General features: G+C 45.4%; 28 protein-coding genes. 24 read left to right on the top strand and 4 right to left on the bottom strand.

The window, feature by feature from the left end; translation table 11 throughout:
- Positions 1-230 precede the first annotated feature (230 nt).
- From eutM (QZY95_RS06315) to QZY95_RS06210, 22 genes are all read left to right on the top strand, one after another.
- Entirely contained in the window at positions 231-518 is a 288-nt protein-coding gene (gene eutM, locus QZY95_RS06315) for an ethanolamine utilization microcompartment protein EutM (protein WP_290920767.1), read from the top strand.
- Between the two features lie 186 nt (positions 519-704).
- Positions 705-1,004: a BMC domain-containing protein gene (locus QZY95_RS06310; RefSeq protein ID WP_290920764.1), complete on the top strand. Its 300-nt coding sequence runs from the start codon at positions 705-707 to the stop codon at positions 1,002-1,004.
- A gap of 5 nt (positions 1,005-1,009) precedes the next feature.
- Positions 1,010-1,318 carry a BMC domain-containing protein gene (locus tag QZY95_RS06305; protein ID WP_290920762.1) on the top strand — a complete coding sequence of 103 codons (309 nt, stop codon included), beginning with the start codon at positions 1,010-1,012 and terminating at the stop codon, positions 1,316-1,318.
- Positions 1,319-1,364: 46 nt separating this feature from the next.
- Positions 1,365-2,855, top strand: a complete 1,491-nt coding sequence (locus QZY95_RS06300; protein WP_290920759.1) for an aldehyde dehydrogenase family protein — start codon at positions 1,365-1,367, stop codon at positions 2,853-2,855.
- A gap of 46 nt (positions 2,856-2,901) precedes the next feature.
- Positions 2,902-5,454 carry a choline trimethylamine-lyase gene (gene cutC, locus QZY95_RS06295; RefSeq protein ID WP_290920756.1) on the top strand — a complete coding sequence of 851 codons (2,553 nt, stop codon included), beginning with the start codon at positions 2,902-2,904 and terminating at the stop codon, positions 5,452-5,454.
- 21 nt (positions 5,455-5,475) lie between these two features.
- Entirely contained in the window at positions 5,476-6,426 is a 951-nt protein-coding gene (gene cutD / locus QZY95_RS06290; RefSeq protein ID WP_290920754.1) for a choline TMA-lyase-activating enzyme, read from the top strand.
- Positions 6,427-6,495: 69 nt separating this feature from the next.
- On the top strand, positions 6,496-6,849 hold the full coding sequence (locus QZY95_RS06285) for a BMC domain-containing protein (RefSeq protein ID WP_290920752.1): 354 nt from the start codon (positions 6,496-6,498) through the stop codon (positions 6,847-6,849).
- 28 nt (positions 6,850-6,877) lie between these two features.
- Positions 6,878-7,324, top strand: a complete 447-nt coding sequence (locus QZY95_RS06280) for a EutP/PduV family microcompartment system protein (RefSeq protein WP_290920749.1) — start codon at positions 6,878-6,880, stop codon at positions 7,322-7,324.
- A 143-nt stretch (positions 7,325-7,467) separates the two neighbouring features.
- Complete coding sequence (locus tag QZY95_RS06275) at positions 7,468-8,163, top strand: hypothetical protein (RefSeq protein ID WP_290920745.1); 696 nt, start codon at positions 7,468-7,470, stop codon at positions 8,161-8,163.
- Positions 8,145-8,984 carry an ethanolamine utilization protein EutJ gene (eutJ, locus tag QZY95_RS06270; RefSeq protein WP_290920742.1) on the top strand — a complete coding sequence of 280 codons (840 nt, stop codon included), beginning with the start codon at positions 8,145-8,147 and terminating at the stop codon, positions 8,982-8,984. Before QZY95_RS06275 ends, eutJ begins: the two co-directional genes overlap by 19 nt.
- A 17-nt stretch (positions 8,985-9,001) precedes the next feature.
- The gene (locus tag QZY95_RS06265; protein WP_290920740.1) at positions 9,002-9,307 is read left to right on the top strand and encodes a BMC domain-containing protein; all 306 of its coding nucleotides are present in this window, start codon (positions 9,002-9,004) and stop codon (positions 9,305-9,307) included.
- Positions 9,301-9,591, top strand: a complete 291-nt coding sequence (locus tag QZY95_RS06260) for a EutN/CcmL family microcompartment protein (protein WP_290920736.1) — start codon at positions 9,301-9,303, stop codon at positions 9,589-9,591. Before QZY95_RS06265 ends, QZY95_RS06260 begins: the two co-directional genes overlap by 7 nt.
- A 165-nt stretch (positions 9,592-9,756) precedes the next feature.
- Positions 9,757-10,401 carry a cupin domain-containing protein gene (locus tag QZY95_RS06255; protein ID WP_290920733.1) on the top strand — a complete coding sequence of 215 codons (645 nt, stop codon included), beginning with the start codon at positions 9,757-9,759 and terminating at the stop codon, positions 10,399-10,401.
- Positions 10,402-10,404: 3 nt separating this feature from the next.
- Positions 10,405-11,238 (top strand): BMC domain-containing protein, encoded by an 834-nt coding sequence (locus tag QZY95_RS16635; RefSeq protein ID WP_365970954.1) that lies wholly within the window; start codon positions 10,405-10,407, stop codon positions 11,236-11,238.
- A 24-nt stretch (positions 11,239-11,262) separates the two neighbouring features.
- Positions 11,263-12,789 (top strand): acetaldehyde dehydrogenase (acetylating), encoded by a 1,527-nt coding sequence (locus QZY95_RS06245; RefSeq protein WP_290920730.1) that lies wholly within the window; start codon positions 11,263-11,265, stop codon positions 12,787-12,789.
- Entirely contained in the window at positions 12,790-13,437 is a 648-nt protein-coding gene (locus QZY95_RS06240) for a phosphate propanoyltransferase (protein WP_290920726.1), read from the top strand. It abuts the gene before it with no gap.
- Between the two features lie 19 nt (positions 13,438-13,456).
- The gene (gene eutM, locus QZY95_RS06235; protein WP_290920723.1) at positions 13,457-13,744 is read left to right on the top strand and encodes an ethanolamine utilization microcompartment protein EutM; all 288 of its coding nucleotides are present in this window, start codon (positions 13,457-13,459) and stop codon (positions 13,742-13,744) included.
- A 353-nt stretch (positions 13,745-14,097) separates the two neighbouring features.
- Positions 14,098-15,183 carry a hypothetical protein gene (locus QZY95_RS06230; protein WP_290920721.1) on the top strand — a complete coding sequence of 362 codons (1,086 nt, stop codon included), beginning with the start codon at positions 14,098-14,100 and terminating at the stop codon, positions 15,181-15,183.
- 1 nt (position 15,184) lies between these two features.
- Positions 15,185-15,451, top strand: a complete 267-nt coding sequence (locus QZY95_RS06225; protein ID WP_290920717.1) for a hypothetical protein — start codon at positions 15,185-15,187, stop codon at positions 15,449-15,451.
- Between the two features lie 433 nt (positions 15,452-15,884).
- Positions 15,885-16,715 (top strand): MerR family transcriptional regulator, encoded by an 831-nt coding sequence (locus QZY95_RS06220; RefSeq protein WP_290920714.1) that lies wholly within the window; start codon positions 15,885-15,887, stop codon positions 16,713-16,715.
- 365 nt (positions 16,716-17,080) lie between these two features.
- Complete coding sequence (gene sstT, locus QZY95_RS06215; protein ID WP_290920713.1) at positions 17,081-18,319, top strand: serine/threonine transporter SstT; 1,239 nt, start codon at positions 17,081-17,083, stop codon at positions 18,317-18,319.
- Between the two features lie 360 nt (positions 18,320-18,679).
- The gene (locus QZY95_RS06210) at positions 18,680-19,003 is read left to right on the top strand and encodes a putative quinol monooxygenase (protein WP_290920711.1); all 324 of its coding nucleotides are present in this window, start codon (positions 18,680-18,682) and stop codon (positions 19,001-19,003) included.
- Positions 19,004-19,090: 87 nt separating this feature from the next.
- Here QZY95_RS06210 and QZY95_RS06205 read toward each other — a convergent pair whose 3' ends face one another.
- The 4 genes from QZY95_RS06205 to QZY95_RS06190 all read right to left on the bottom strand — a co-directional run bounded on the left by QZY95_RS06205 (position 19,091) and on the right by QZY95_RS06190 (position 23,611).
- Entirely contained in the window at positions 19,091-19,654 is a 564-nt protein-coding gene (locus tag QZY95_RS06205; RefSeq protein WP_290920708.1) for a flavin reductase family protein, read from the bottom strand.
- A gap of 193 nt (positions 19,655-19,847) precedes the next feature.
- Entirely contained in the window at positions 19,848-20,501 is a 654-nt protein-coding gene (locus QZY95_RS06200) for a response regulator transcription factor (RefSeq protein WP_290920706.1), read from the bottom strand.
- Between the two features lie 11 nt (positions 20,502-20,512).
- On the bottom strand, positions 20,513-22,567 hold the full coding sequence (locus QZY95_RS06195; protein WP_290920704.1) for a GAF domain-containing sensor histidine kinase: 2,055 nt from the start codon (positions 22,565-22,567) through the stop codon (positions 20,513-20,515).
- Between the two features lie 162 nt (positions 22,568-22,729).
- Complete coding sequence (locus QZY95_RS06190) at positions 22,730-23,611, bottom strand: DMT family transporter (RefSeq protein WP_290920702.1); 882 nt, start codon at positions 23,609-23,611, stop codon at positions 22,730-22,732.
- Positions 23,612-23,906: 295 nt separating this feature from the next.
- Between QZY95_RS06190 and QZY95_RS06185 the strand changes: the two genes are divergently transcribed.
- Both QZY95_RS06185 and QZY95_RS06180 read left to right on the top strand, forming a co-directional pair.
- The gene (locus QZY95_RS06185) at positions 23,907-24,551 is read left to right on the top strand and encodes a GntR family transcriptional regulator (RefSeq protein ID WP_290920699.1); all 645 of its coding nucleotides are present in this window, start codon (positions 23,907-23,909) and stop codon (positions 24,549-24,551) included.
- 129 nt (positions 24,552-24,680) lie between these two features.
- Positions 24,681-24,914 carry a hypothetical protein gene (locus QZY95_RS06180; protein WP_290920696.1) on the top strand — a complete coding sequence of 78 codons (234 nt, stop codon included), beginning with the start codon at positions 24,681-24,683 and terminating at the stop codon, positions 24,912-24,914.
- The last annotated feature ends 85 nt before the right edge of the window (positions 24,915-24,999 follow it).

Genomic DNA, 24,999 nt, shown 5'->3' with positions numbered 1-24,999 from the left:
AGGTAGGGATACAAACCCTTTTGTACTTAAAAGGAGATCTGTGCTTTTTGCATACGTTTCTTTTTGAATACAACGAGTTGCTGTAGTCGAGCTGCATAAGAGTAGACAGGAGATTCGTGGAATTATGTAGAAGAGCGGCTTGTGCTGCTTATTACTACATGGATTTCGACGGACAGTGCCAGAAGGAGCACGCAAATAACAATGTAACAGATAGTAAGGGAGAGTATGACATGAGTAAAAACGATGCGTTAGGCATGGTTGAGACGAAAGGGCTGGTTGGTTCCATTGAAGCTGCCGATGCCATGGTGAAAGCTGCAAACGTTACCCTAGTGGGCAGAGAAACCATTGGTGCAGGTCTGGTTACTGTTATGGTTCGCGGTGATGTGGGAGCTGTTAAAGCTGCTACGGACGCCGGTGCTGCCGCCGCTCAGCGTGTAGGAGAGCTTCTCTCTGTTCACGTTATTCCTCGTCCGCATTCGGATGTTGAAACTGTTCTCCCTGCTCACGCTTCTAAATAAAAAGCAGATACTGTCCTATTCTTCAGGTTGTTCCTGTAAGTGCTGAACTTTTACGGATGCGCTGACTTCCGTTTTATCAGCTGGAAGCCGTACGCTGTTTTTTATCCCAAAAGTCTGCCCTAGGGGTAAGTTTCTAATAACTCACTCTTTTACAGCAGAGTCAACCATAACAAAGGAGAATATTCCATGCGTTACCGCGGTGAAAATGCATTGGGTCTCATTGAAACTCTGGGCATGGTTCCAGCGTTATACGGAGCAGACTCCATGCTCAAAGCTGCAGATGTTGAGCTGATCTCTTACGAGAACATCGGTTCTACTCTTGTTACCGTCATGGTTAAAGGTGATGTGGCAGCGGTTCAGGCTGCTGTGGAAGCAGGTGCGGCAGCAGCAGCACGTATTGGTACTGTAACTGCGAAAAACGTGATGGCACGTCCTGAGCCGAGAGTCGGCGATATCGTATCTGTGCATGATGTTGATGTGGAGTAAGCGGAATGAGTAGAGCAAGCGCACTTGGTTTAGTTGAAGTTTTTGGTCTCGTGTATGTGCTGGAAGCAGCAGATGCAATGCTTAAAGCAGCGAATGTTGATCTTGTCGGTTACGAAAACACCGCATCCGGCTACATTTCCGTACTGGTACAGGGCGACGTATCTGCATGTAACTCCGCAGTAGAAGCCGGTGTCGGTGCGATTGAAAGAATGGGTGCTGAGGTTCACAGCTCCATTGTTATTCCTTCACCACATCAGGATATTTACAAAATTACAGATCGTTACTCTTTGGAAAAGCTGCTTCCATATAAATAGCTGTTAGGTTTTTCAGGAACGATTGTAGCTGGTGGGAGTGCCTTTGATGACAATTATAGACAATGATTTGCTTTCAATACAGGAAGCCAGAATTTTAGCGGAAAATGCTTACGAAGCGCAAAAGTTGCTTGGTGCATTTACGCAGGAAAAGCTGGATGCCATTGTTGAAAGCATGGCCGATGCGCTTGAGCAGCATACTCAGGCTCTTGCCGTTATGTCTTATGAAGAAACAGACTACGGCGATTGGCAGCACAAGCTTATTAAGAATGAATTTGTTTGTGGCTTTGCACGCAGATCCTTAAGGGGCATGCGTTGCGTAGGTATTATCGGTGAAGACCGCGAAAAACAGACAAAAGACGTCGGGGTTCCTGTAGGGGTTATCGTTGCGTTGTGTCCGGCTACCAGTCCGGTATCAACCACCATCTACAAAGCACTGATTGCCATTAAGTCAGGCAATGCCATTGTCTTTTCTCCGCACCCGCGAGCACAGAAAACAATCAGTAAGACTCTTGAGATTATGATTGAGGCTGCCCACAAGGCCGGTCTTCCAGAAGGGGCGCTGGCGTACTTGAATACAGTTGCCCCTAGCGGAACCGAAGAATTGATGGGGCACAAAGCAGTCTCGCTCATTCTGAATACCGGCGTTCCCGGCATGCTTGAAGCTGCAAGTAAATCCGGTAAGCCGTTTATTTACGGCGGAGCAGGGAATGGTCCTGCATTTGTTGAACGCACTGCGGATATTCAGCAGGCAGCTAAAGATATTATCGCCAGTAAAACGTTTGACCACGGTGTTGTTTCAGCAGCAGGTCAGTCCGTTGTTGTCGACGGATGCGTTGCAGCAGAGGTGAAAAGCGCGTTGCAAAGCAACGGTGCATATTTCATGTCTGAAGATGAAGCTGGCAAGCTTGGTTCTTTACTTTTCCATAATGACGGAAAACCGAATCATGATTTGATTGGGATACCGGCCGTCAAAATAGCACATAAAGCCGGTTTTTCAGTACCGGATAACACCACTGTATTAATCGCAGAACGCAAGTATGTTTCTGAATTTGATCCATACTCCCGCGAGAAACTGTGTCCTGTTCTTGGCTTTTATATTGAGCCTGACTGGATGCATGCATGCGAAAAATGCATAGAGCTGCTGCTTAGCGATCGCTGCGGGCACACTCTGGTTATCCATTCTAACGATGAAGATGTGATTAATCAGTTTGCGCTGAAAAAGCCGGTAGGCAGGGTGTTGGTAAATACACCGGCGGCATTCGGCAGCATGGGCGCAACAACTAATCTGTTCCCTTCCATGACGCTGGGCAGCGGTTCAGCTGGTAAGGGCTTTACATCAGATAACGTATCGCCAATGAACCTGATTTATGTGCGTAAAGTCGGATACGGCGTGCGCAGTGTGGAATCAATCGGCGCTGAGATTTTTCAGAAAGATACACCGGCGGCAAAAGTTGTCGAACCGGCATCAACCACCCTCAGTTCCAGTTCATTGCAGGCAGTACATCGCATTTTGAAAGAGGCTATTGGAGAGCTCTAATGCTGACAATTAACTCTGAAAGATTTCTAATATAAGTGAGGTTGTAGTGGATATTCGGGATTTATCTAATAAGCTTGCAGAAGCTACTAAAAACATGACTCCGGAAGAGCGTGCTTCTTTGCAGAAAATGTTTGAAGAAGTAACTGAAGATGTTCTGAAACGTCAGGCTGTTCAAGGCTCAACTGCTCAGTACACTCCACCTACACATGGTACAGAAATTCCTGATGGTCCTACTGATCGTCAGGTACGTTTGAGAGAAAACTTCCTCAAGCAGGTACCTACCATTACCACTCACCGTGCTCGCGCTATTACTAAAATTGCGAAAGAAAACCCGGGCATGCCTAAAATTTTGCTTCGCGCAAAATGCTTTAAGCATTGTTGTGAAACTGCTCCGCTTGTTATCCAGAATGACGAACTTATCGTTGGTGCACCTTGTGGCGCGCCACGTGCCGGTGCATTTTCTCCGGACATCGCATGGCGTTGGCTTGCTGATGAGCTTGAGACCATCGGTACTCGCAGTCAGGACCCGTTCTTCATTTCTGAAGAAGATAAAAAGATCATGCGTGAAGAGCTGTTCCCGTTCTGGGCTGGCAAATCCGTTGATGAGCATTGTGAAGACCAGTACCGCGAAGCTGGCTTGTGGGAACTTTCCGGTGAATCTTTTGTTTCCGATTGTTCTTACCACGCAGTAAACGGTGGCGGTGACTCCAACCCTGGTTACGACGTTATTCTGATGAATAAGGGTATGCTTGATGTTCAGCGTGAAGCAAATGAACAGCTTGCAACGCTTGATTACAAGAACCCTGAAGACATCGAAAAAATTTACTTCTACAAGTCACTCATTGATACCGCTGAAGGTATCATGATTTATGCACGTAGACTTTCTGAGTACGCAGCACAGCTTGCACAGCAGGAAACCAATCCTCAGCGTAAAGCCGAGCTGATGAAGATTTCTGAAGTGAACGCTCGTGTTCCTGCGCACAAGCCAACCACATTCTGGGAAGCTATTCAGTCTGTTTGGACTATTGAATCCCTCCTTGTGGTTGAAGAAAACCAGACTGGTATGTCTATTGGTCGTGTGGACCAGTACATGTACCCGTACTACAAAGCCGATCTCGAAGCTGGCCGCATGACTGATTATGAAGCATTTGATCTTGCCGGTTGTATGCTGATTAAGATGTCTGAAATGATGTGGATCACTAGCGAAGGCGGTTCCAAGTTCTTCGCCGGTTACCAGCCGTTTGTTAACATGTGCGTCGGCGGTGTTACCCGTGACGGTCTTGATGCAACAAACGATCTTACCTACCTGCTGATGGATGCTGTTCGCCACGTTAAAGTGTACCAGCCATCCCTCGCTACCCGTGTTCACAACAAGTCTCCACAGAAGTACCTCCAGAAGATTATTGAAGTAATCCGTGCTGGTATGGGCTTCCCTGCAATTCATTTTGATGACACCCACATCAAAATGATGCTTTCAAAAGGCGTATCCATTGAAGACGCTCGCGACTACTGCCTCATGGGTTGTGTAGAACCGCAGAAATCCGGTCGTCTCTACCAGTGGACTTCAACTGGTTACACCCAGTGGCCTATTTGTATTGAACTTGTTCTGAACCACGGTGTGCCTCTTTGGTACGGCAAGCAGGTTTGTCCTGATATGGGCGACCTTAAGCAGTTCCAGACTTACGAGCAGTTTGAAGATGCTGTTAAAGCACAGATCAAATACATCACAGAGAAAACAAGCATTGCGACTGTTATCTCTCAGCGTGTTCATAAAGAGCTTGCTCCTAAGCCGCTTATGTCCATCATGTACGAAGGTTGTATGGAAAACGGCCGCGACGTTTCTGCGGGCGGTGCGATGTACAACTTTGGTCCGGGCGTAATCTGGAGTGGTCTTGCTACATACGCAGACTCAATGGCTGCTATTAAGCGCCTTGTGTTTGATGAGAAAAAATACACTCTTGAGCAGCTCAACGAAGCTCTTAAAGCTGACTTTGTCGGCTTTGATCAGATTAAAGCAGACTGCCTTGCAGCTCCTAAATTCGGTAACGATGACGACTACGCAGACCTTATTGCGGCAGACCTCGTAAGCTTTACTGAAGCTGAGCACCGTAAGTTTAAAACTCTCTACTCTGTATTGAGCCACGGTACTCTGTCCATTTCCAACAACACTCCATTCGGTCAGCTTACCGGCGCTTCCGCTGGTGGCCGTCGTGCATGGATGCCGCTTTCTGACGGTATCAGCCCAAGTCACGGCGCAGATTTCAAAGGCCCTACAGCTATTATTAAATCTGTTTCCAAAATGGCTAACGACAGCATGAACATCGGCATGGTGCATAACTTCAAGCTGATGTCCGGTCTGTTGGATACACCGGAAGGTGAGCAGGGCATCATCACCCTTATCCGTACAGCAAGCATGCTCGGTAATGGTGAAATGCAGTTTAACTACCTTGATAACGATGTTCTTCTCGATGCTCAGCAGCATCCTGAAAACTACCGTGATCTTGTTGTACGTGTTGCAGGTTACTCAGCATTCTTTGTTGAGCTTTGCAAAGACGTACAGGACGAAATTATCAGCAGAACCATGCTGAAAGAAATCTAGCCAGACGGGGTTTGAGTACACATGACTACTAATTCAGACATGATTGAAAGAAAGGGAATTATCTTCAACGTACAGAAGTACAATATGTACGATGGGCCTGGAGTAAGAACCCTCGTGTTTTTCAAGGGATGTCCGTTGCGTTGCAAGTGGTGCTCAAACCCCGAAGGTCAGAAGCGCAAGTTTCAAATCCTGTATAAGCAGGATCTCTGCGTCAATTGCGGCATGTGTGCTTCTGTATGCCCTGTGGGACTCCATTCTATGGGAGCGGGCGGCACTCTGCATCAGATGTCAGAGAGCATTGACTGCATTGGTTGCGGGAAATGCGAAGAAGTCTGTGCTGCATCAGCACTTTCCGTCGTTGGTGAAAAGAAGACCACCTCAGAGGTGATGGATATTGTCGAAGAAGACAGAGCCTTCTACGAGATGTCCGGCGGTGGTGTTACTTTAGGCGGTGGGGAAGTGCTGATGCAGCCGGAATTCGCCACAAACGTTTTGATGACCTGTAAGCAGCGGGGCATCAACACTGCCATTGAAACCTGTGGTTATGCCAAGCAGGAAGCAGTGCTTAAAGCTGCTGAGTTCGTAGATCTTTTCCTCTACGACTTGAAGCATATCGATTCAGATAAACATTACGAACTGACAGGCGTGCGTAACGAAACCATTTTACAGAACGTGACGGCATTGCTTGAAAAGCGTCACAACGTGAAAATTCGTTTGCCGCTGATGAAAGACGTTAACGATGCACCGGAAGATATTGAGGGGCTTATCGCTTTTCTTAAACCGTTCCGTGATCGTAAAAATTTCAAAGGTGTTGACTTACTGCCATACCACAAAATGGGTGTGAATAAATACAATCAGCTTGGCTGGGAGTATCAGATGAAGGGTGAGTTCGCATTGAGCGATGCTGATCTGGAACGGATAGAAAACCAGTTTAAAGCGCATGATTTCAACGTGACAGTAGTTCGACACTAGGTGCTTGCCTCGCGTTGTTTACATACATCGCAATTCACCCGAAGCAGCGTCGTAAGAGAAGGTATTACCATGCAAAGTAATCAGTCCCGTGAATTGGAACGTATCATTCAGGAAAGCGTTCCCGGGAAACAGGTCACAATCGCCCACGTCATAGCGGCGCCGATGCAGGACATCTATGAACGTCTTGGTGTTGAAGAAAAAGGCGCGCTGGGGATTTTAACACTGTCTCCTTTTGAAACCGCGATTATTGCTGCTGATATTGCAACAAAGACAGCAGACGTTGAGATCGGTTTTTTAGATCGCTTTACCGGCTCAGTTGTTCTTACCGGAAGTGTTGAGAGTGTGGAAACTGCACTGCAAGCTGTTGTGGATGTTTTAGCCCGTAATCTAGGCTTTTCAGCCGGATCGGTAACTCGTTCTTAATCGATTCAGTATGATACGGCGAAGGATAATGCTCGTAGGGGCAACCGGTAGCGGGAAGACTTCCCTTGCTAATGTACTGAATAACTATGGTGACGGAACTGACGTCCATTTCGAGGGCTGTCTTGCCCATCAAAAAGGTCAGGAAGTTCGTTACGGGAAACATACTATTGATGTTCCCGGTGGATATTTTGAAAATCCATGGATGTACAATCATCTGATTGCCTTGGCGCAAAATCATGCTTTTCATGTGTTGTTTGTTATGGGGCAATCTCAAAGGTCTGTGGCAGGTGCTCCGGGGTTGGCTACAGCGTTTACCTGTCCGGTTACAGGTGTGATTACCCAGAGTGATGTACATTCTGAAAATAAAAATTTTTGTTTAAAGCAGCTTCGACACTTCGGCGTATCGGAACCTTATTTTTCTGTCAGTGTGGCTGATGGAACAGGGATTTCAGAATTAATAACGCATTTGTTTTGATGCTGCTTGTCATGTGATGACATACCCGCATGTTTCTGCGTCATGATGAATAGACTTAGTTTAAGATTTCATAGTGTTATGTAATCTCTGTACGTGAACTAAGCGATATTATGAGCAGTTTCAGTGTGTGAAAGGAACAGTAGATGAAGTTTATTACAGAAGACGACCTTCGCGCTTTATATAGAAAAGATGCTTTTACGGACTTCAACGTGACGAAGGACGAAAAGCTCACGCCGGGTGCGCGTCAGTTTTTAACCGACAGAAGGATTACCATCCTTGCTGACGGTGTTCCTACTGATACGACAGAGTCTTCTACCTCTACATTTTCGCAGACATCAGTAACCGAAACAGTTGTTGAGCCGGAACCGGCTGTGAATGATTGGCGGACGATGCGTCTGCGCTCAGAACTAACATCCATTACGAATTCCTTTTTGCTTATTGCCTGCGAATTGCAGGCTCGCGACATCAGACTTTCCCAAAGTGTCGCTGCTCTTGAGCAGGACGTTGCAGCCATGCTGACCGTTCTTGATGATGGCGTTTCGTTACAGGACTTGGACTGTGAAGAGTGCCACGGCATTACTAAAGCCAATTTCTCCAGTCCGCTGGCTGATTGTTTTGCAATTACTTCAGAGCACATGCTGCCCCCTAATGGGAAGGAAGTTCTGCTTCTGAATCAGCTTCGTTGCTCAATGTATAGGTTCGAAGCAATTCTTGCTGAATTATACGAAGAGACTCCTGATGAAAACAGGTTGGGTATTCGTGTGAACCAGATTCGTAATATTCTGTCCCAAATGATTTGCACTGCATTAGGAGGGAAAGAGTGTCAGAGAATAGAGTAAATTTTGCGTACTGCGATGAACTGGTTCAACAGTTCGAAGATGCAGTTGAAACACCGATAAAAAGCAATTCTTCTGTCTATTACACAGGCGTCGACTTAGGTACAGCATGTGTTGTTGTGTGTGTACTTGATGAAAACCGTAAACCCGTTGCCGGAGCATACAGGTACGCAGATGTTGTACGTGATGGAATGGTTGTGGATTACATCGGTGCCGTCGAGATTGTTCGTGAATTGAAAGAAGAAGTTGAACAGAAGCTCGGTACAGAATTACTCTACGCTGCCTCTGCTATTCCGCCCGGCACAGACGGGCTTGATTCCGGCGCGATCAGGAATGTTGTGGAAGGTGCAGGTTTTGAACTGACTCAGCTGCTTGATGAGCCGACAGCAGCAAATGAAGTCTTACAAATTTCCAACGGGGCTGTTGTGGATATCGGTGGTGGTACCACTGGTATTTCTATCTTGAAAGATGGAAAAGTTATCTATGTTGCTGATGAGGCAACAGGCGGTACCCACTTCTCCCTTGTTATTTCCGGCGCATATAAGATGCCTTTTGATGAAGCTGATGTGTTTAAGCGTAATACCGCAAACCATAAAAAGCTTCTTCCCGTCCTCCGTCCAGTTATCGAAAAAATGTCTACCATCATCAATACCCATATCGAGGGGTACGATGTTCAGGAAATTTCACTTGTAGGCGGCACCTGCTGCCTTGAAGGAATTGAAGACGTTATTGAAAAGCGAACTGGCATTTATACACACAAACCAAAAAATCCAATGTTCGTCACACCGCTAGGCATTGCGCTTAGTTGTAAGGCTGAAGCATAGCGTAGAAGGGTATCATTATGGACTTTCGCATAATTAAATCTCCGTCTGCCGGAGCGTTGAACATTCTCCTCCGTCGTAAAGGTTCCGGTAAAGCAACCATTGAAGAACCGGTAGATGCGGTAGGGCTTATTCAGGGCAAAATGATCGATATGGTTGTTGCCGCTGATATTGCTGAGAAGAGCGTTGGTGTTGTTGTGGAGGATATTAAGGGTAACTGCCCGCAGAACATGATCCTGCTTGCGATTATGGGCGATACCGCTTCTGTCGAATCCGCAATGGCAGAGATTAAGTTCAAGCTGAAAGAAGGACACCACGCATGCTAGTTGCCAAGCTTATCGGCAGCGTATGGTCTACTCGAAAGGCTGACTCCATGAAAGGTCTCAAGCTTATGCTTGTTGAACTCGTGGGAGGCAGTCGTGCCGGTGAACGTATGATGGTTGTTGATACCATCGGTGCGGGTATCGGGGACAGGGTTATTGTCAGCACAGGTTCCTCAGCAAGGAAAATGCTTGATGACGACAATATTCCTGTTGATGCCGTGATTGTAGGCATCATTGATGAAGACTGTGAGCTGCCAAGTTTTGGAGAAGTTTGCGAGTCTGACTGAGTGAGTAAAAAGAGCCGAGTTGAGCAGACAAAAGGAATGTTGAGGGCGAAAGAGCTGGTTGTAAGTGCTGGAGTACTTTCGTCACCTTTAGAGATGCTTTTTTCGGCGTTAGCATGGCAAATATAAAATTTTATGGACGCAGAAACAGAGAAGGAGGTGTGAAGAATGAAGAAAGTTGTTTGTGCAAAGGATGTTGAAGCCCTTATCGAACAAGGCAAATCTATCTTGCACGTTGATTCAAATACTATTTTGACCCCCTCTGCAAAAGATGCGGCAAAACTGGCTGAAATAGAAATTGTTGAAGGTGCGCCTCGGCAAAGCGCATGTGAAGCCGTTTCTAGTCCTTCATCTTGCGATGGAGGAATCAGCAGTGAGCTGATCTATTCAGCACTGAAAGCAATGTATGAACAGGGAATGCTTGATACGTTCCTGAAGAGTTTAACACGCAAAGGATTTCTTTCTGAAGCAGTAGGCGGTGGAAAGTTGGTGCGTGGTAAATCTGTTGAAATGGAGCCGTTCGAGACCGGTACAGCCGGAGCAAGAGCGTGCTCTCAGGAAGTAATCGGAAAAGAGGATGGACGGATTCAGTCAGGATTTTTTGAAATTCATCACTCCTCGTTTGAACAGGACTTTGCGTGCGAAGCAAACTGCCACCTGCTTGAGGGAACATTGAAACTTACCATTAACGGTCAGACTGTGGCTGTAGAAACTGGTGATGTTTTCTATATTCCTGCGGGGTCAAAAGTAGTTTGGGACGCAGAAGGCAAAGCGAAATTGTTTTATTCCAGATTCTCACAAGCAAAGGGGTAACGAATGAAGTCACTTGGTTTGATCGAAACAAAAGGACTTCTTCCTGCCATTGAGTGTGCAGATGTAATGGTTAAAGCAGCAGATGTTCGCCTTCTGGGGAGAACATGTATTGGCGCGGGGTTGGTATCTGTAAGTGTTACTGGCGATGTGGCAGCGGTGCAAGCTGCTGTAGATGCTGCAAAAGCGGCATTGCATCAGTTGAATGCTGATTCTTTTTACGCAAGCCACGTTATTCCGCGTCCTGATGAAGAGGTTTTTAACGGCATTCTTACTTCTGCGTTTATTGGCAGTAACACAGAAGAACAGCATGACGTTGAATCACATGATTCTGTTTTGGCTGAGGCTGAAGAGCCAGAAGCTGAAGAAAAGAATGAAGACACGTTGTCATCGGTGGAACAACTCAACGCCGAGTCCACCAAGCCGGAGAAGGGTTCTGATAAAGCAACACCGGAAATCCCACCAACCTCTGTGGCTGTGACAACTCCTGCGGTTGCAAAACGTGTTGTGAAGAACGTCGGCAAACGTTCTGAATCGGCATCTGCAACGGCACAACCTGCCCTTACTTCCGCAGGGCAGACTCCATTGGCTTCCGAGCCGAAAAAAGCACCTGCTGCAGCAAAGAAAGCAACCGTGAATAAAAAGGACGTGGATGCTTTGTGGGCTGCAAATGGGGCTGACGGGATTCATAACGGATTAAACAAGCTGACATTAGCAAAACTGCGTGTGCTGGCTCGTGAATATCCTGATCTCCCGATTGAATCGAAAAAGCTTTCAAAAGTGAAAAAGCGCTCACTTGTGGAAGTCTTTAAGCGTTACTACGCAACATTGGAAAAATGATGAGATGTTAGAGGAGCTACAAACATGGACTATGATCTACAATCTGTCCAGGAATCGCGGGATTTAGCCCGTCAGGGAAGTTTAGCTGCTGAAAAAATTGCATGTTATACTGATGAGTTAATAGACTCAATTCTTTGCTGCATGGTGCAAGTGGCAAAAGAGAATGCGGTACGGCTTGCCCGTATGGCAGTAGAAGAGACGGGCTTCGGCAATGTGCCTGATAAGACATACAAAAACCATATGGCATCACAGCTTTTGTATGACGCAATCAAGCCCATGAAGACTGTCGGCGTTATTAGTGAAGACAGGGCAAGAAAGGTAATTGAAATTGCAGAACCGGTTGGTCTGCTTATGGGGATTACTCCTTCTACAAACCCGACATCAACTACAATTTATAAAGCAATGGTCGCCATTAAGGCTCGTAATGCCATTGTTTTTGCACCGCATCCGGCGGCATGTAAATGCACAATGGAAGCAGCACGGCTTATGTGTGAGGCGGCGGTAAGTGCTGGAGCACCTCAGGGGATTATTTCCTGTGTTTCAAAACCATCGATGCCTGCAACAAAAGAGCTGATGCACTCTAAAGAAGTGAAAATGATCATCGCGACGGGCGGCCCCGGCATGGTCAAAGCTGCATACAGTGCAGGGAAACCTGCTCTTGGTGTAGGTGCCGGCAATTCTCCGGCGTACATCGAAAAGACGGCGAATATTCCTCAGGCTGTAAAGAATATTCTTGCCAGTAAGACCTTTGATTACGGCACAATCTGCGCTTCAGAACAATCTGTAATCGTAGAAGAGTGCAATAAAGAAGCTGCCGTTGCAGAATTTAAAAAACAGGGTGCGTACTTTATGTCTGAAGACGAGACAAAAAAGGTATGTTCGCTGCTCTTTAAAAACGGTCATGTAATGAATGCACAGTTTGTGGGGAGACCCCCACATGTGATTGCTTCCGCTGCGGGGATTACTATTCCGGAAGGAACGAAAGTACTGATGGGTGAGCAGGCTGGTGTCGGTGATGACAACCCGCTTTCTTTTGAAAAGCTTACCACTGTACTTGCGTTTTACACGGTTAAGGATTGGCATGAAGCATGTAAATTGAGCATTAAGCTGCTTCAGAATGGTATCGGGCACACTATGAGCCTGCATACGGAAGATGAGAATGTTGTCAAAGAGTTCAGTGTAAAGCCTTCATCCAGAATTCTGGTGAATACTGGCGGCACGCATGGTGGTACCGGCGTGAGCACAGGGCTTACTCCTTCCTTCACCTTAGGGTGCGGAACATGGGGTGGCAGTTCGATATCTGAAAACGTAACGCCTTTGCACCTCATTAATATCAAGAGTGTTGCATACGGCTTACATGATTGCAGCACCATTGCTGAGAATGATCCGACATTCAACTATCCGGAACTTGCAGAATACACCGGAAAGAAACCTGACGCAGTTACAGCTTTCCCTGCTGGGGGATGCTCTGAAAGCGGCAGCACAATAGAACATGAACACCTTGTAGATCTGGTTACGTCGCTGGTTAACGCTCTTCAAAAAGGAGCGTAAATGAGTAGCTACGATGCGGTGCTTAAACTTCTTCTCCAGACAGTTGAAACAGCTATGGAGCAGGGGCAGCAAACGCACCATAAAGGAATAGCTGTCGGCATTTCCAACCGGCATGTGCATCTTTCTCAGGAAGATTTAGAGGCACTGTTCGGGAAAGGGTATCAGCTGACAAAGTTGAAAGACCTTTCTCAGCCCGGTCAATTCGGGTGCAAGGAAATTGTTACTATCTGCGGTCCCAAGGGTGCCATTGAAAAAGTCAGGGTGCTTGGACCGGTTCGCAGTAAAACACAGGTAGAAATTCTTGCTGGAGACTCTTTTAAGTTAGGGGTTAAGGCACCGGCAAGATTATCCGGAGACCTTCATGGAACTCCGGGGATTACGATTATAGGTCCGAAAGGATCTGTCCAGACAAAAGAGGGGCTGATTGTTGCTCAACGTCATATTCATATGCACACAAACGATGCAAGAAATCATGACGTGCGGGATGGGCAAATAGTCGGCATTGAGCTTGACGGGGTTCGAGGCGGTATTTTTCATAACGTAGCTATCAGAGTCAGTGATGATTCCGCATTGGAATTTCACGTGGACATTGAAGAAGCAAACGCCATGAATTTAACCTCTTCATCCGTAGTTGAACTAGCAACTTAATATCGGAACAGGAGTATATATGTCTAAACATGATGCTTTAGGAATGGTTGAAACAAAAGGTCTCGTCGGTGCAATTGAAGCAAGCGATGCCATGGTGAAAGCAGCAAACGTAACGTTGCTTGGCAGAGAACAGATCGGCAGCGGTCTTGTTACTGTTATGGTTCGCGGTGATGTAGGTGCTGTTAAAGCTGCTACTGATGCCGGAGCTGCTGCTGCACAGCGTGTAGGCGAAGTTGTTTCTGTACACGTTATTCCGCGTCCGCATGGTGATGTAGAAACCATCCTTCCTGCCCGTAAGGACAGTTAATTTTAAATATTTTGCAAAACGTGTAAGCGAAGTGGTTTCCTTGCACGTTTTGCTAGTTCCACATTTTCGAAACCATTCCGGCAGGTGGGTGCCGCAGTTCATCTTGAATTGAATATCAGTTGTAAAAGTGTGCATACCTCTTTAGAGGACTTTACAGCACTGATGTATAGTTGGACGAATGTATACCTGAGAAAAGGCGTCTGTAAGGTTTACATACTTCACCTTTCAAAAATGGTTACGACGGGCTGAGGCAATGCGCTTAAACGCTCAGTTGTGTGGAGAGGAAAAGAGGGGCGTGTTGTCTACTTTTTGACAACCGTATTAAGAAACTTAACTAGAAAAGGTTCTTAGCTATGAGTGAAGTAGTTTTACAGAGCAGAGAAGCCATTCTCGCAAAACGAAAGCTTGATGCTAGTTTTCGTACTAAAGGCATCCTGATTGCGTTGCTTTCAGCCGTATTCTACGGCCTTTACACCGGTTTCCTTACTCTTGGTATGGCAAAAGGTGTTTGGGCTGACTGGTATGGTGCAAACACCGCTGGTTTGTCCGCATTTGTTGTAACATATTTTCTTGGTGCTGTAGGTTCAGCAGTTAACGACAGCTTCAGTGCTATCTGGGCTCTTTCTCTGGCAACTGTTCGTGGTCGTATTGGCGACTTCTTCAGATGCCTTAAAACTAAACCGGGTCTTGTAATGGTTCTGGCTGCTCTTATCGGTGGTCCTCTTGCAACAACTGCTTATGTTGTGGGTCTCCAGCTTGCCGGTTCTATTGTTGTACCTATCAGTGCTCTTTGTCCTGCTATCGGCGCTATTCTTGGCCGTATACTGTTCAAGCAGGAACTCAATGCACGCATGATGCTCGGCATCGCTATCTGCTTCCTTGCAAGTTTTATGATTGCGAGCACAAGCCTTGGTGGTGAAGCGCCTGAAGGTCAGTTCCTCGGTATTTGTATTGCGTTTATCGCTGCTTTGGGCTGGGGCTTTGAAGGTTGTGTTTGTGGTTACGGTACTTCTATGATCGATTCTGAAATTGCGATCACAATCCGTCAGACAACTTCCGCGCTGTCTACCCTGTTCATTTTTATTCCTATCATGGCAGTATTGTCCGGTAGTTTCGACTCTCTTGGTCTTGTCGTTGAAGCATTTACAAGCTCCGATGCTCTTCCTTGGTTTGTCCTTGGTGGTCTTAGCGCGTACCTGACCTTTATGTTCTGGTACCGTGGTAACGGCATGTGCGGTGCTGCTCTTGGTATGTCTTGTAACGGTACGTTCTCTTTCTGGGGACCGTTCGGTTGTTGGATTATCCTTGGTGTATTTGCTGGTATCGACGGCTGGTCTATGCCTCCAATCGCATGGGCAGCTGCTGTCCTGATGATCGTGGGTATCTTTACTGTTGCAATGAACCCGCTGGATTTATTCAAACAGAAAGAAGAGGTGTAAGATGAAGCCGCTTAACTATGCAATGCTGAAATACTTTACCACTGTTGAAGATGCTTGCGTTGACGACGTGATGGACGCACTTCGCGCTGACTACGGCCATTTTAAAGCGTTTGAGCGTAACTCTATGATTTCTGCTATTATGACAGCAGAAGCAAACGGTTTGCTTGAAGAAACCCGATTTGAAATGTGCAAAGATGCAGGTCTTAAAGTGTACTATTGTGCTCCGGAAGAGGGTGCTGCAACGATTAATTACTATATTAAGGACTAGCTTGTTGTTAGTATTAACAACAGTTCAAGGTAATTAGCGTTTATATCCCTCTGATGCAGTTTTTTAACAGTATCAGGGGGATTTTTTTTTGAAAGCACTTAGGGTACAGCAGATATAGTATGCGCTGCAAGAATGTAGAGAAGATGGTATGCCGTGCATTTCTTGCAAAAGTATTATAATTGTATAATTATAACAATTTGTTACTGAGAGAGTCTTTTGAGCGTCGCAGACTGAGAGATAAGGGCTTTTATGTAGTGGTGGAGAGCTCTTAAAAATGCATGTAACTTGTGCTTACCCCGATGTGATATGAGTTGCTGTTACGTGTTGCATGCCGCAGTCTGTCATACCTCGTTGTGTTGCTTTACAATACGTAAAGTAAACATGCGGGGAAGGTATTCTGTTTTACGCGCTGTGTGCAAGCGGGAGGGTGGTTGTGAAATCCAAAAGTAGTTATTCGATTGGAGAGGTCAGCAAGATTTGTGGTCTGTCAAAGAAGGCTTTGCGCCACTATGACAAGGTCGGAATTATTAAACCTGACAGGTCCTGCGGTAATAATTACAGGTATTATTCTCGAGCATCACTTTTGGCTGTGCCGGTTATTAAATATTACAAGCAGATGGGCTTTAAGCTCTCTGAGATGAAAGAAGTGATTGAAAGCGGTGACTACCGCACTATGCGGGCTTCGTTTAAGTCTAAACTTGATGAACTGCGTCAAGTGGAGGAAGAAGTACACCGTAACTACACTTCAGTAAAAGACTGGTATGAGCTTGTGGTGGAAGCAGAGTCTGTGCTGCACTATAAAGTGCAGGATATATCTGTGAAATTTGTTGAAGACGAAGCCTATTGTTTTCTGGAACAGGACTTTGCCTACGATTATCGTGACTCTATTATCAACATAGAGTTTACCAATTTTATTGCTTCAATTGAAAATGAAATTACAGGGCCTGTGATTATGCGGTTCCCTGATTTTAAAGAAAAAATGAAAGGTGAGTGTAGCCGTGTAACTGTGCTGCAACGGGCACTAAAACCTTTCGGTAAAGATGTTGAAACGCATTTTGGCGGTTGCCTGATGGTTTCTGCATACCATATCGGTTCGCATGACAATATTACGGAAACATACGAGCGTATTGCCAAATGGGCCGATGAAAACAAGTACGTGCTTGGGCCGGAAGTTTATGAACGGTATGTTGTAGACTACTGGAGCAGTCAGGATTCAGACAAGTTTGTTACAGAAATTCTAATGAATATTTCTGCTCAGAAATAAGTCTTCGAATGCGTTTCAGTACGAAAGTTTGACGAAAATTGTTAAAATTTTCCAAACTAAGTTTTTTACGTAAAAAGGCAAAAAAAACAGGTTTTGCGAATTTTGTCGTTTTCGGCAAAAAAGTTACGTATAATGGATGGCAAAGAGAAAAAAATGTTCCTTTTATTGCCATGTTGATAGTTGGCAGACCTTGTTGAATAAAAAAAAGCTTTTACTGGAAATAGTAAGAGCTTTTTTTATGAGTATACCAATAAATCTACATATAATGGGTATAAAATAAGGTGTTGACAGATTTGTGATACGTCTTCTATGAGCCTTACTTTAGGTGTATAGCGTTCTTAAATTTTTAGGAAGGATTGAGTCAAATGATGGATATCATAAAGAAAATTGCATCAGGCAGTTTAGTACTCCAGATCGTGTTGGGCATTATCGCCGGCGTTATCGTAGCAATGGTTGCTCCGGACGCTGCAAAGTCTGTAAATGTCCTTGGTCAGCTCTTTGTTAAAGCCCTTAAAGCTGTAGCTCCGATTCTTGTATTTGTTATTGTTGCTTCTTCTATTGCTAACCAGAAGAAAGGTGCCAACACTAACATGCGTTCTATTATTACGCTTTACCTTGTAGGTACCTTCATGGCTGCATTAGTTGCTGTTCTGATGAGCTTTGTAGCACCTACCACCCTTACTCTTGTTGCTACCGATACCAGCGCAACGCCTCCAAGCGGCATTGGTGAGGTTCTCAACACTCTGCTCTTCAAAATCGTTGATAACCCGATCAATGCTCTTGCTTCCGGTAACTTCATCGGTATTCTTGCTTGGGCTATTGCGCTTGGTTTCTTCTTCCAGCATGCAGGTGAAGCAACCAAAGCTGTATTAACAGATGTTTCTGACGGCGTTTCCATGATCGTTAAAATGGTAATCCGTTTCGCTCCTCTCGGTATCTTCGGTCTTGTTGCTAACACCGTTGCTACTACAGGTTTTGAAGCTCTCGCTGGATACAGCCACCTGATTATGGTTCTTCTTATTTCTATGGGCATTATCGCTCTTGTTGTGAACCCTGTTATTGTATGGTTCAAAACAAAACAGAATCCATACCCGCTGGTATTCACCTGTCTTAAAGGCAGTGGTATTACCGCATTCTTTACCCGTAGTTCTGCTGCGAACATTCCAGTGAACATGGAACTCTGTAAGCGTCTTGATCTTCATGAAGATACTTACTCTGTTTCTATTCCTTTGGGTGCAACCGTTAACATGGGCGGCGCAGCGATCACCATTACTGTAATGACTCTTGCTGCTGTTCACACTCTCGGTATCAATGTAGATATTCCTACTGCACTTCTCCTCAGCCTTATCGCATCTATTTCTGCTTGTGGTGCTTCCGGCGTTGCCGGCGGCTCTCTGCTTCTCATTCCACTCGCTTGCAGCCTCTTTGGTGTGCCTAACGATATCTCCATGCAGGTTGTTGCAGCTGGATTTATCATCGGCGTAATTCAGGACTCTGCTGAAACTGCTCTTAACAGTTCCACTGACGTTCTGTTTACCGCTGCTGCTGATATTGCTGCTACACCTGAAAAAACAGTAGAATCCAGCACCACAGCTGCTGCATAATTCTCTATACTCAAAAGAAACCGTGAATATTTCATGGTATTTTGAATAATTGAGAATCTTGACAATAGCTTATACAAAGGTCACGTATTTTTACGTGGCCTTTTTTGTGGCTGTTGTACTAATTTTCCTACGACATACCTCGTAGGAGCTTCTTCGCTAAAAGGTGGATGCCTTGAGCTGGTATTTCCGCATTTTTACGATGGAAGGTGGTTTACGCTTTGACTACAGTCACATGATGCAATTCAACCGGAGTATGAAAGAATACCCGTTTTTTATTTTTGACCACACAGTAATGCAGCTATTGCACAACCGGGTATATGCGTAACAGCAGCTTTGATGCTCCTTTCAAGGAAACTCGTCATGGAATTTAAAGACATTCTTGTTGTGACGGCTCACCTTAGAGCTAAGCCGGGAAAAGAAAATGAATTACGTACCGCATTAGAACAGCTTGTTCAGGAATGCGGCCATCATGAAGGACTTCTTTTGTACAGTGTACATCAGGATACATCTGATCCGGCATCTTTTCTTTTTTATGAACACTACTTGTCTGAAAAGGCTTTTAAAGACCATTTAGCAAGTGATGAACTTAAGAATGCTGCAAAAGTATTCAGTGAACTTGTTGAGGGTGAAAGCAAGATTGAGACATGGCATATGGCCTCTAGAATAGGTGAGATTTGTCAGTAGGCTAATACGGTTATTGAATCTGATAAAAAAGCTCCTGCAAGTAGTTTGCAGGAGCTTTTTTTGTGAGCTGTCTATCTTTATGGCTGACTAGGATTTTAACCCCTTACCGTCCTGCCATGCGTGCCCGATGCATCTTCCAATTTCCCAGTACCGGCTGTCCGGCATGGTAAGAACAAAAGGCTTAATTTTTTCAATGTCGGGTACTCCGTCAGTCATGAAACGTTCCTCACACCACGTACCGACAATTTCACCAACGAAGAAAGTGTTGGTAGCCATCTCCACCGTATCGTAAAGCTTGCATTCTAAAGAAAGCGGACACTCTTTTATAAGCGGCGCGGCTTTCAGTTCTCCGTAGCAACGGTCAAACAGTTCCGACTTATCTGTCCGTTTACCGGAAACAAGACCTACGTAATCAGAAACTTTTACCATTTCGGTGGAGGGAAAGTTAACACTGAATTCTTTGGTTTCACGAATAGCAGTGTTTGATGCGTGTTTGTTGTTTACCGCAATTCCGAGCAAGGGGGGCTTAAAGTTCATCCGGGCAACCCAGGCTAACGCCATATAGTTGGGGCTACCGTTATGATGTGTTCCTAAAATAGCCATCGGCATTGGAATGGGGAAACCTTGTGAACCAATATTTATTTTTTCCACCGTCGTTCTCCTGAAAATAGTTCATCAAAACAGGGGGATTATGCTTCGATTTACCCTGATCGTATGTGATAAACAGCGTTTTTCAATCAGAAGGAAGGCTGAAAAGCCTGAAAGCGTGCTTGGAACTAATAGTGGCACTGTTTCTACAACAAAAGTAGTAGGTAGGTGCGCTATTTCACCTTAGTAAAAAGCCCTAACTGAGTGACGCAAGTCCTTCTCGTAATGCATACAGCGTTGCCTGAACACGGTTGGCCAGATGCAATTTTGAAAGGATGTTTGTCATATGTGTGCGAACTGTTGCTTCGCTGACAAACACTTGCTCCGCAATGCTCTTATTGCTCATCCCCTGTGCTACTAAACGCAGAATATCAACCTCTCGAGGGGTGAGTGGATCAGGCGTCGGTTTTTCCGCTTCTTCAGGTAACGAAAGTTCTGCGAGAAGTTTTCGAGCAATATCCGGTGCGAGTGACGGTTCTCCCCGATGCACTTTGCGGATAGCATTGAGCAGATCTTCAGGCGCAGAGTCTTTAAGCAGGTAACCCACAGCACCTGACTTGATGGCAGGAAAGACCTTATCATCCGTTGCAAAGCTTGTGAGTACGATAATTTTTCCGGATAGTTTTTGATCTCTGATTTCCTGAATGGCTTGAATTCCATCCATTACAGGCATGACCATATCCATAAGGATTACATCTGGAACAAGTTCTTTTGCGCAGTCTACAGCTTCCTGACCGTTTGCTGCTTCTCCGGCAATTTCAATATCATCATACCCTGAAAGGAATCCTCTCAGCCCCATACGTACGATGTCATGGTCATCTACAATGAGAACTCGAATTGGTGCGGCCATTATATGTGCTCCTAGCGGCTTACAGGAACAACTATGTATATAGTGGTTCCGTCAATATCGTTGCTGTTAATTTCCAGCGTTGCATGGATTTTTTGTGCGCGTTCACGAATATTACGCAGTCCCATGCCGCCGGTTGGCAGGTGGTCGATGGCAAATCCCTTGCCGTTGTCTGTTACTGTCATTGTAACGGATTCTTCTGTGTAGATAAGGGTAACAGAAACATCTTGAGCATGGGAATGCTTAGTTGCATTGCTGAGTGCTTCAATGGCAATGCGGAAAATTTCTTCTTCCGTTGAATGAGCAAGGCGTCGTTCTTCACCTTTTACAAACATTTTTGCATTCAGGCCGGATCGAATTTCTACGGCATTCATCCGTGCTTGAATGGCTCCTACGAGTCCTTCGTTTTCCAGCTCCGGTGGATGCAGGTCAAAAATAAGAGAACGCATGTCACGCATTGCTTGTTGAGCCATGCCTCTAAGCGCTTGAAGCTGATCTTTAGCTATTTGTTCCTTACCAAGAGCCATAGAGCGGTTTGCAGCATCTGCGCACAATGTAACGGCATAGAGGGCTTGCGTAACAGAGTCGTGAAGTTCACGACCGAGGCGTTGGCGTTCTTCCGCAACGACAAGTTTATCACTCTGTTCAGATAATCGTGCATTTCGTAATGCCATGGCGGCTTGGCCGGCCAGCAGCTCAATAATGTTTCTGTCAATGAAGTCAAAACCAGATTCTTTGTTGGAAATAAGCAGCAGGCCGATAGCCTGACCACATTCAAGCAAAGGAACTGCAAGCATTGTTTTGACTTCATTACTTCGCTGGTCTGCAGGGATTTCTTTTTGTGCGTCGGTTATAATGACTGCTTTTCCCTGACGCAGAATATGTCCATACGATGTCGTAGCGATAGGGAACGTCGCAATCGGAGGCTGAGGAGCACCGGAGCCGCATGAGTGCCGCAGTACATCTCCTTCTTTAAGGAGTATTGTGCTTCCTGTGCCATTTACAATTGCCCGTGCTTCATCACAGATAATGGAATGGACGTCTTGGATTTTTGCTTCTGGATGCTGGAGCAGAAGGTGAGCCACTCTTCTGAGGCTTTCACTTTCCTTAAGCTGGCGTTCTTTTTCTTTAACACTGGCAGCAAGCTCTACTGTTGCGGAAACAGTGTGTAAAATACCTTCGATAAGCTCTTTCTGTTTTGGAGCAATCGCGTATTGGGAGTGAGCAGAGCCTACCATTGCAATGCCGTGCAGGCAGTTTGCACTGCTGTAAATAGGGAACATTGCCATGTTTTCAGAGTTGATGAGTTCTGGAATATCTTGGGCAATAGCAAAGCTTTCAGAATTGAGGGCACAAATTCCGAATGTCTCGCCGCCTATTGCTGTAATGCTTCCGCCGTTTGGACATAGGCGGACACCGTCAAAGCAACGCTTGCATTTATTGGAAACGTGTCCCCAACTTGCGTGTGGAGCGAGACCTTGTGTTTCTGTATTACGCAGAAAGATAACGCAGAAACCTTGGGAGAGGGTTTCGCTGATAACTCGTGCCAAATGTTCCAGTGCGGCTTGTGAGTCTGTGAAATTTGTTATGGAACGCGTCGCTTCTAATAGAAGCTTTGTGCGTTCATGCTCCGCATTACGCTGCTGGGTGAGCAAGGCAGAATATTTTTCACCGGAAATTTTGTTGATGTCGATGTAGAGAAGGTCAACAGCGCCGAGGATTTTATCCCGCTCTTCGCTGGCTGGAAGTTCTCGGAGGATTGCAGAAGAGAGGCAGTATTTGCCTAACATGATGCCTTCCAGCATATCGTCAAGCTGGAGCCCACGTTCAACTTTTTCAAGAGCAGCTGTACTGAAAAACGTAGTTAAAGGCTCCAAAGTGCCTGCGAGCATGCAATTACATATACGCTCAATAAAGAGGGATAAATGGGTTATCAGTTCAGTGCAATTTTCACGTTCGTACCACTGCGGTTGGCGTTCAACCAGCATATTGGCAAGTTGAATAGCTACCGTTTCTTTTTGAGCAAGAATAGCAGCGGCAGCTTTACGTAACAGGTCTTTGTTTTTCATTATACTGTCCGGTTTTCTGTAGTGTCCCTCTAAGTTAGAGACTGAACATCATTCTATTTAAGAATGTATATGGTCTTTTTGTTTTCTCAGCATCAGATAAAATGCTTAGTTTGGCAAAAAGAAACTAGAGCGGACGTATGGCAAACGAGTCTTTGGATGAGGTTATACTGGGTTTCGTGCGATAACAAACATCCCGCTGAAGATTATGCAGATGCCCATTGCTGTTTGAAATGAGCAAGGTTCACCAAGCAGCAGAATGCCGAAGAGCGTCGCGACAAGCGGTTCTGCAAGTCCGAGGGTGAGGCCTGAAGAAAGAGGAAGGGTCGCCAGTCCCGTAGCGAAGAAGCTGTATGCCATGGCCGTTCCGATAACTCCGATGAGCACGATTGAGATGACGCCGCGCATGGAGAACATCCATGAGACATCATAGATAAAGAGTATCGGGCACATAACAATTCCACCGAATGTGAAGAGAACTGCAACCATTTCCTGTGGTGATCTATCGGCGAGAATAGTTTGTGTGTTTGCAGCATAAAGGGCGTAACCGGCTCCTGCACCCAACGCCATAATTATTCCTGTTATGTCAACAGTTGCAGTATCATCAATAGAAAGAAGAACTAACCCAACGATAGCCAGCGCTGTTGCTGTGAACCAAGATCGGGAAGGGACGGTGCCGCGTAGAAGGTATTCAATGATTCCACCGGCCATGGGCCCGAAACCAATAGCGATTACTGTCCCTACAGCAACTCCGGTTCTGACTAAGCTTTGGAAAAAGAGAACCTGAAAAATTACAATACCAAGTGCTCCCGTAATGGTCGCTTTTTTAGGCCAAGGAACGTGGTGTGTAAATCCGGTTCGGAAGCGAACCCAGAGCAGCATTACAAGTCCGCCAACAACCAAACGCATTGTTCCCACTGCTAGTGGTTGGCTACCTTCAGGAGCAAACGCTTGAATTGTTCCGGTTGTTCCGAAACAGACGGCACCAAGTAGCGTGTACAGGACTCCTGTGGACAGTTGACGGGGGACAGGAAGTGAACGTTGCATGGTTTCTCCTATTTTCAATTTCCAAATATAAATCAATAATAACAGAATATTATATTTTCGGTATTCTAGTATATCAGTTAAAACGCATTATTGATGTACTAGTATACCAGTTGGCCTACTAAAAAAAGGAAGTGGCGACTTCCCTGAATCATTTAAATAGCATTGATTTTGCACGGGCTTGCTATAACTGGAATACTAGAATACCTTCTGTCCTGCTTATCAAGCACATTTTCAAATTGCAACCTGCATTATACTTTTTTTTGTACGGGTTGCCACTTATTTGAGGGGATTAAGGATGATGTATGCTGATTCCGGCGGTCTACTGCGGACGGCCCTATATGAAAAGCTTCTGGAAGATATGAAGAGCGGTAAGCTTGAGCCGGGGAAGCTTATCAGTATAAAGAAACTTGCAGATGAGCTTGGAACAAGTAAGACGCCTTTACGCGAGGCATTGCTGCAAATGCAAGTTGAGGGGTTTGTAACCATTCTTCCTCAACGGGGCGTTGTAATTAATGCTTTGACTCATGAAGATAAGCGACACATTTTCGAGGTTTGTGGAGGGCTTGAATATCAGGCTGTGATTTCAACACTTCCTCTGCTGACTGAAGCACATATTCTTGAAATGGAAATGTATAACGGACAGATTATGATCTCATCTCAAGGGGAACGATTTGAAGATTGTAACGCCTTAAATACGAACTTTCATAATGCCTATTTGAAGGCATGCCCAAACCCATATCTTGTGTATCTGCTGAATATGTACAGAGCACGGTTGTTTGTTTTTACAGAAAGGGATTGGGGAGAAAAGTTCCGTGAAGCCAACTACAATGAGCATAACGAGATTATTAATCTTGTTCGTGCCGGTGACGCCAAGAAGATGGCGGAGTATATCCGTGATGTTCATTGGCGGTATGTAGAAGAGTGGGCTGTTTGTGACTAGAAAAAAGACTGTGAGTATTCGCAGTCTTTTTTACTTATGATCTTTTTAGAGAATTGTTAGAAAAGTTTAAGATGCTGTAAGAAGAGGTCGATAGGGTTTGTACAACTACTTTGGACAACGGAGTATTTTATGCAAGCCCAAACAGGAACTACTGGTGCTCAAACATCCTTTGGTGATGTTATGCAGGCACAGCTTCAGCAACAAGCTTCTCAGGTGGAGATGCAACAGCATTCACAGCTGTTGGAGCAACCACGATCTTTGCTGCTGCCTAATGCGAACATTCAGGTTGCTGTTTCTTCACAATGTCTAACGACTCCAAATCCGGCTCCGCTTTCTTCATCTGCATTCTGTTTTGTCATCTAGTAGAACTACTATTCACGTATTTTATTACGTTTCTTAATAGAAATAAAAAAGCTCATCCTTGCTGCAAGATGAGCTTTTTTTTTGT

This window comes from Halodesulfovibrio sp. (assembly GCF_015482765.1).
GTDB lineage: Bacteria > Desulfobacterota > Desulfovibrionia > Desulfovibrionales > Desulfovibrionaceae > Halodesulfovibrio.
This window is presented reverse-complemented; position numbering and strand designations above follow the sequence as displayed.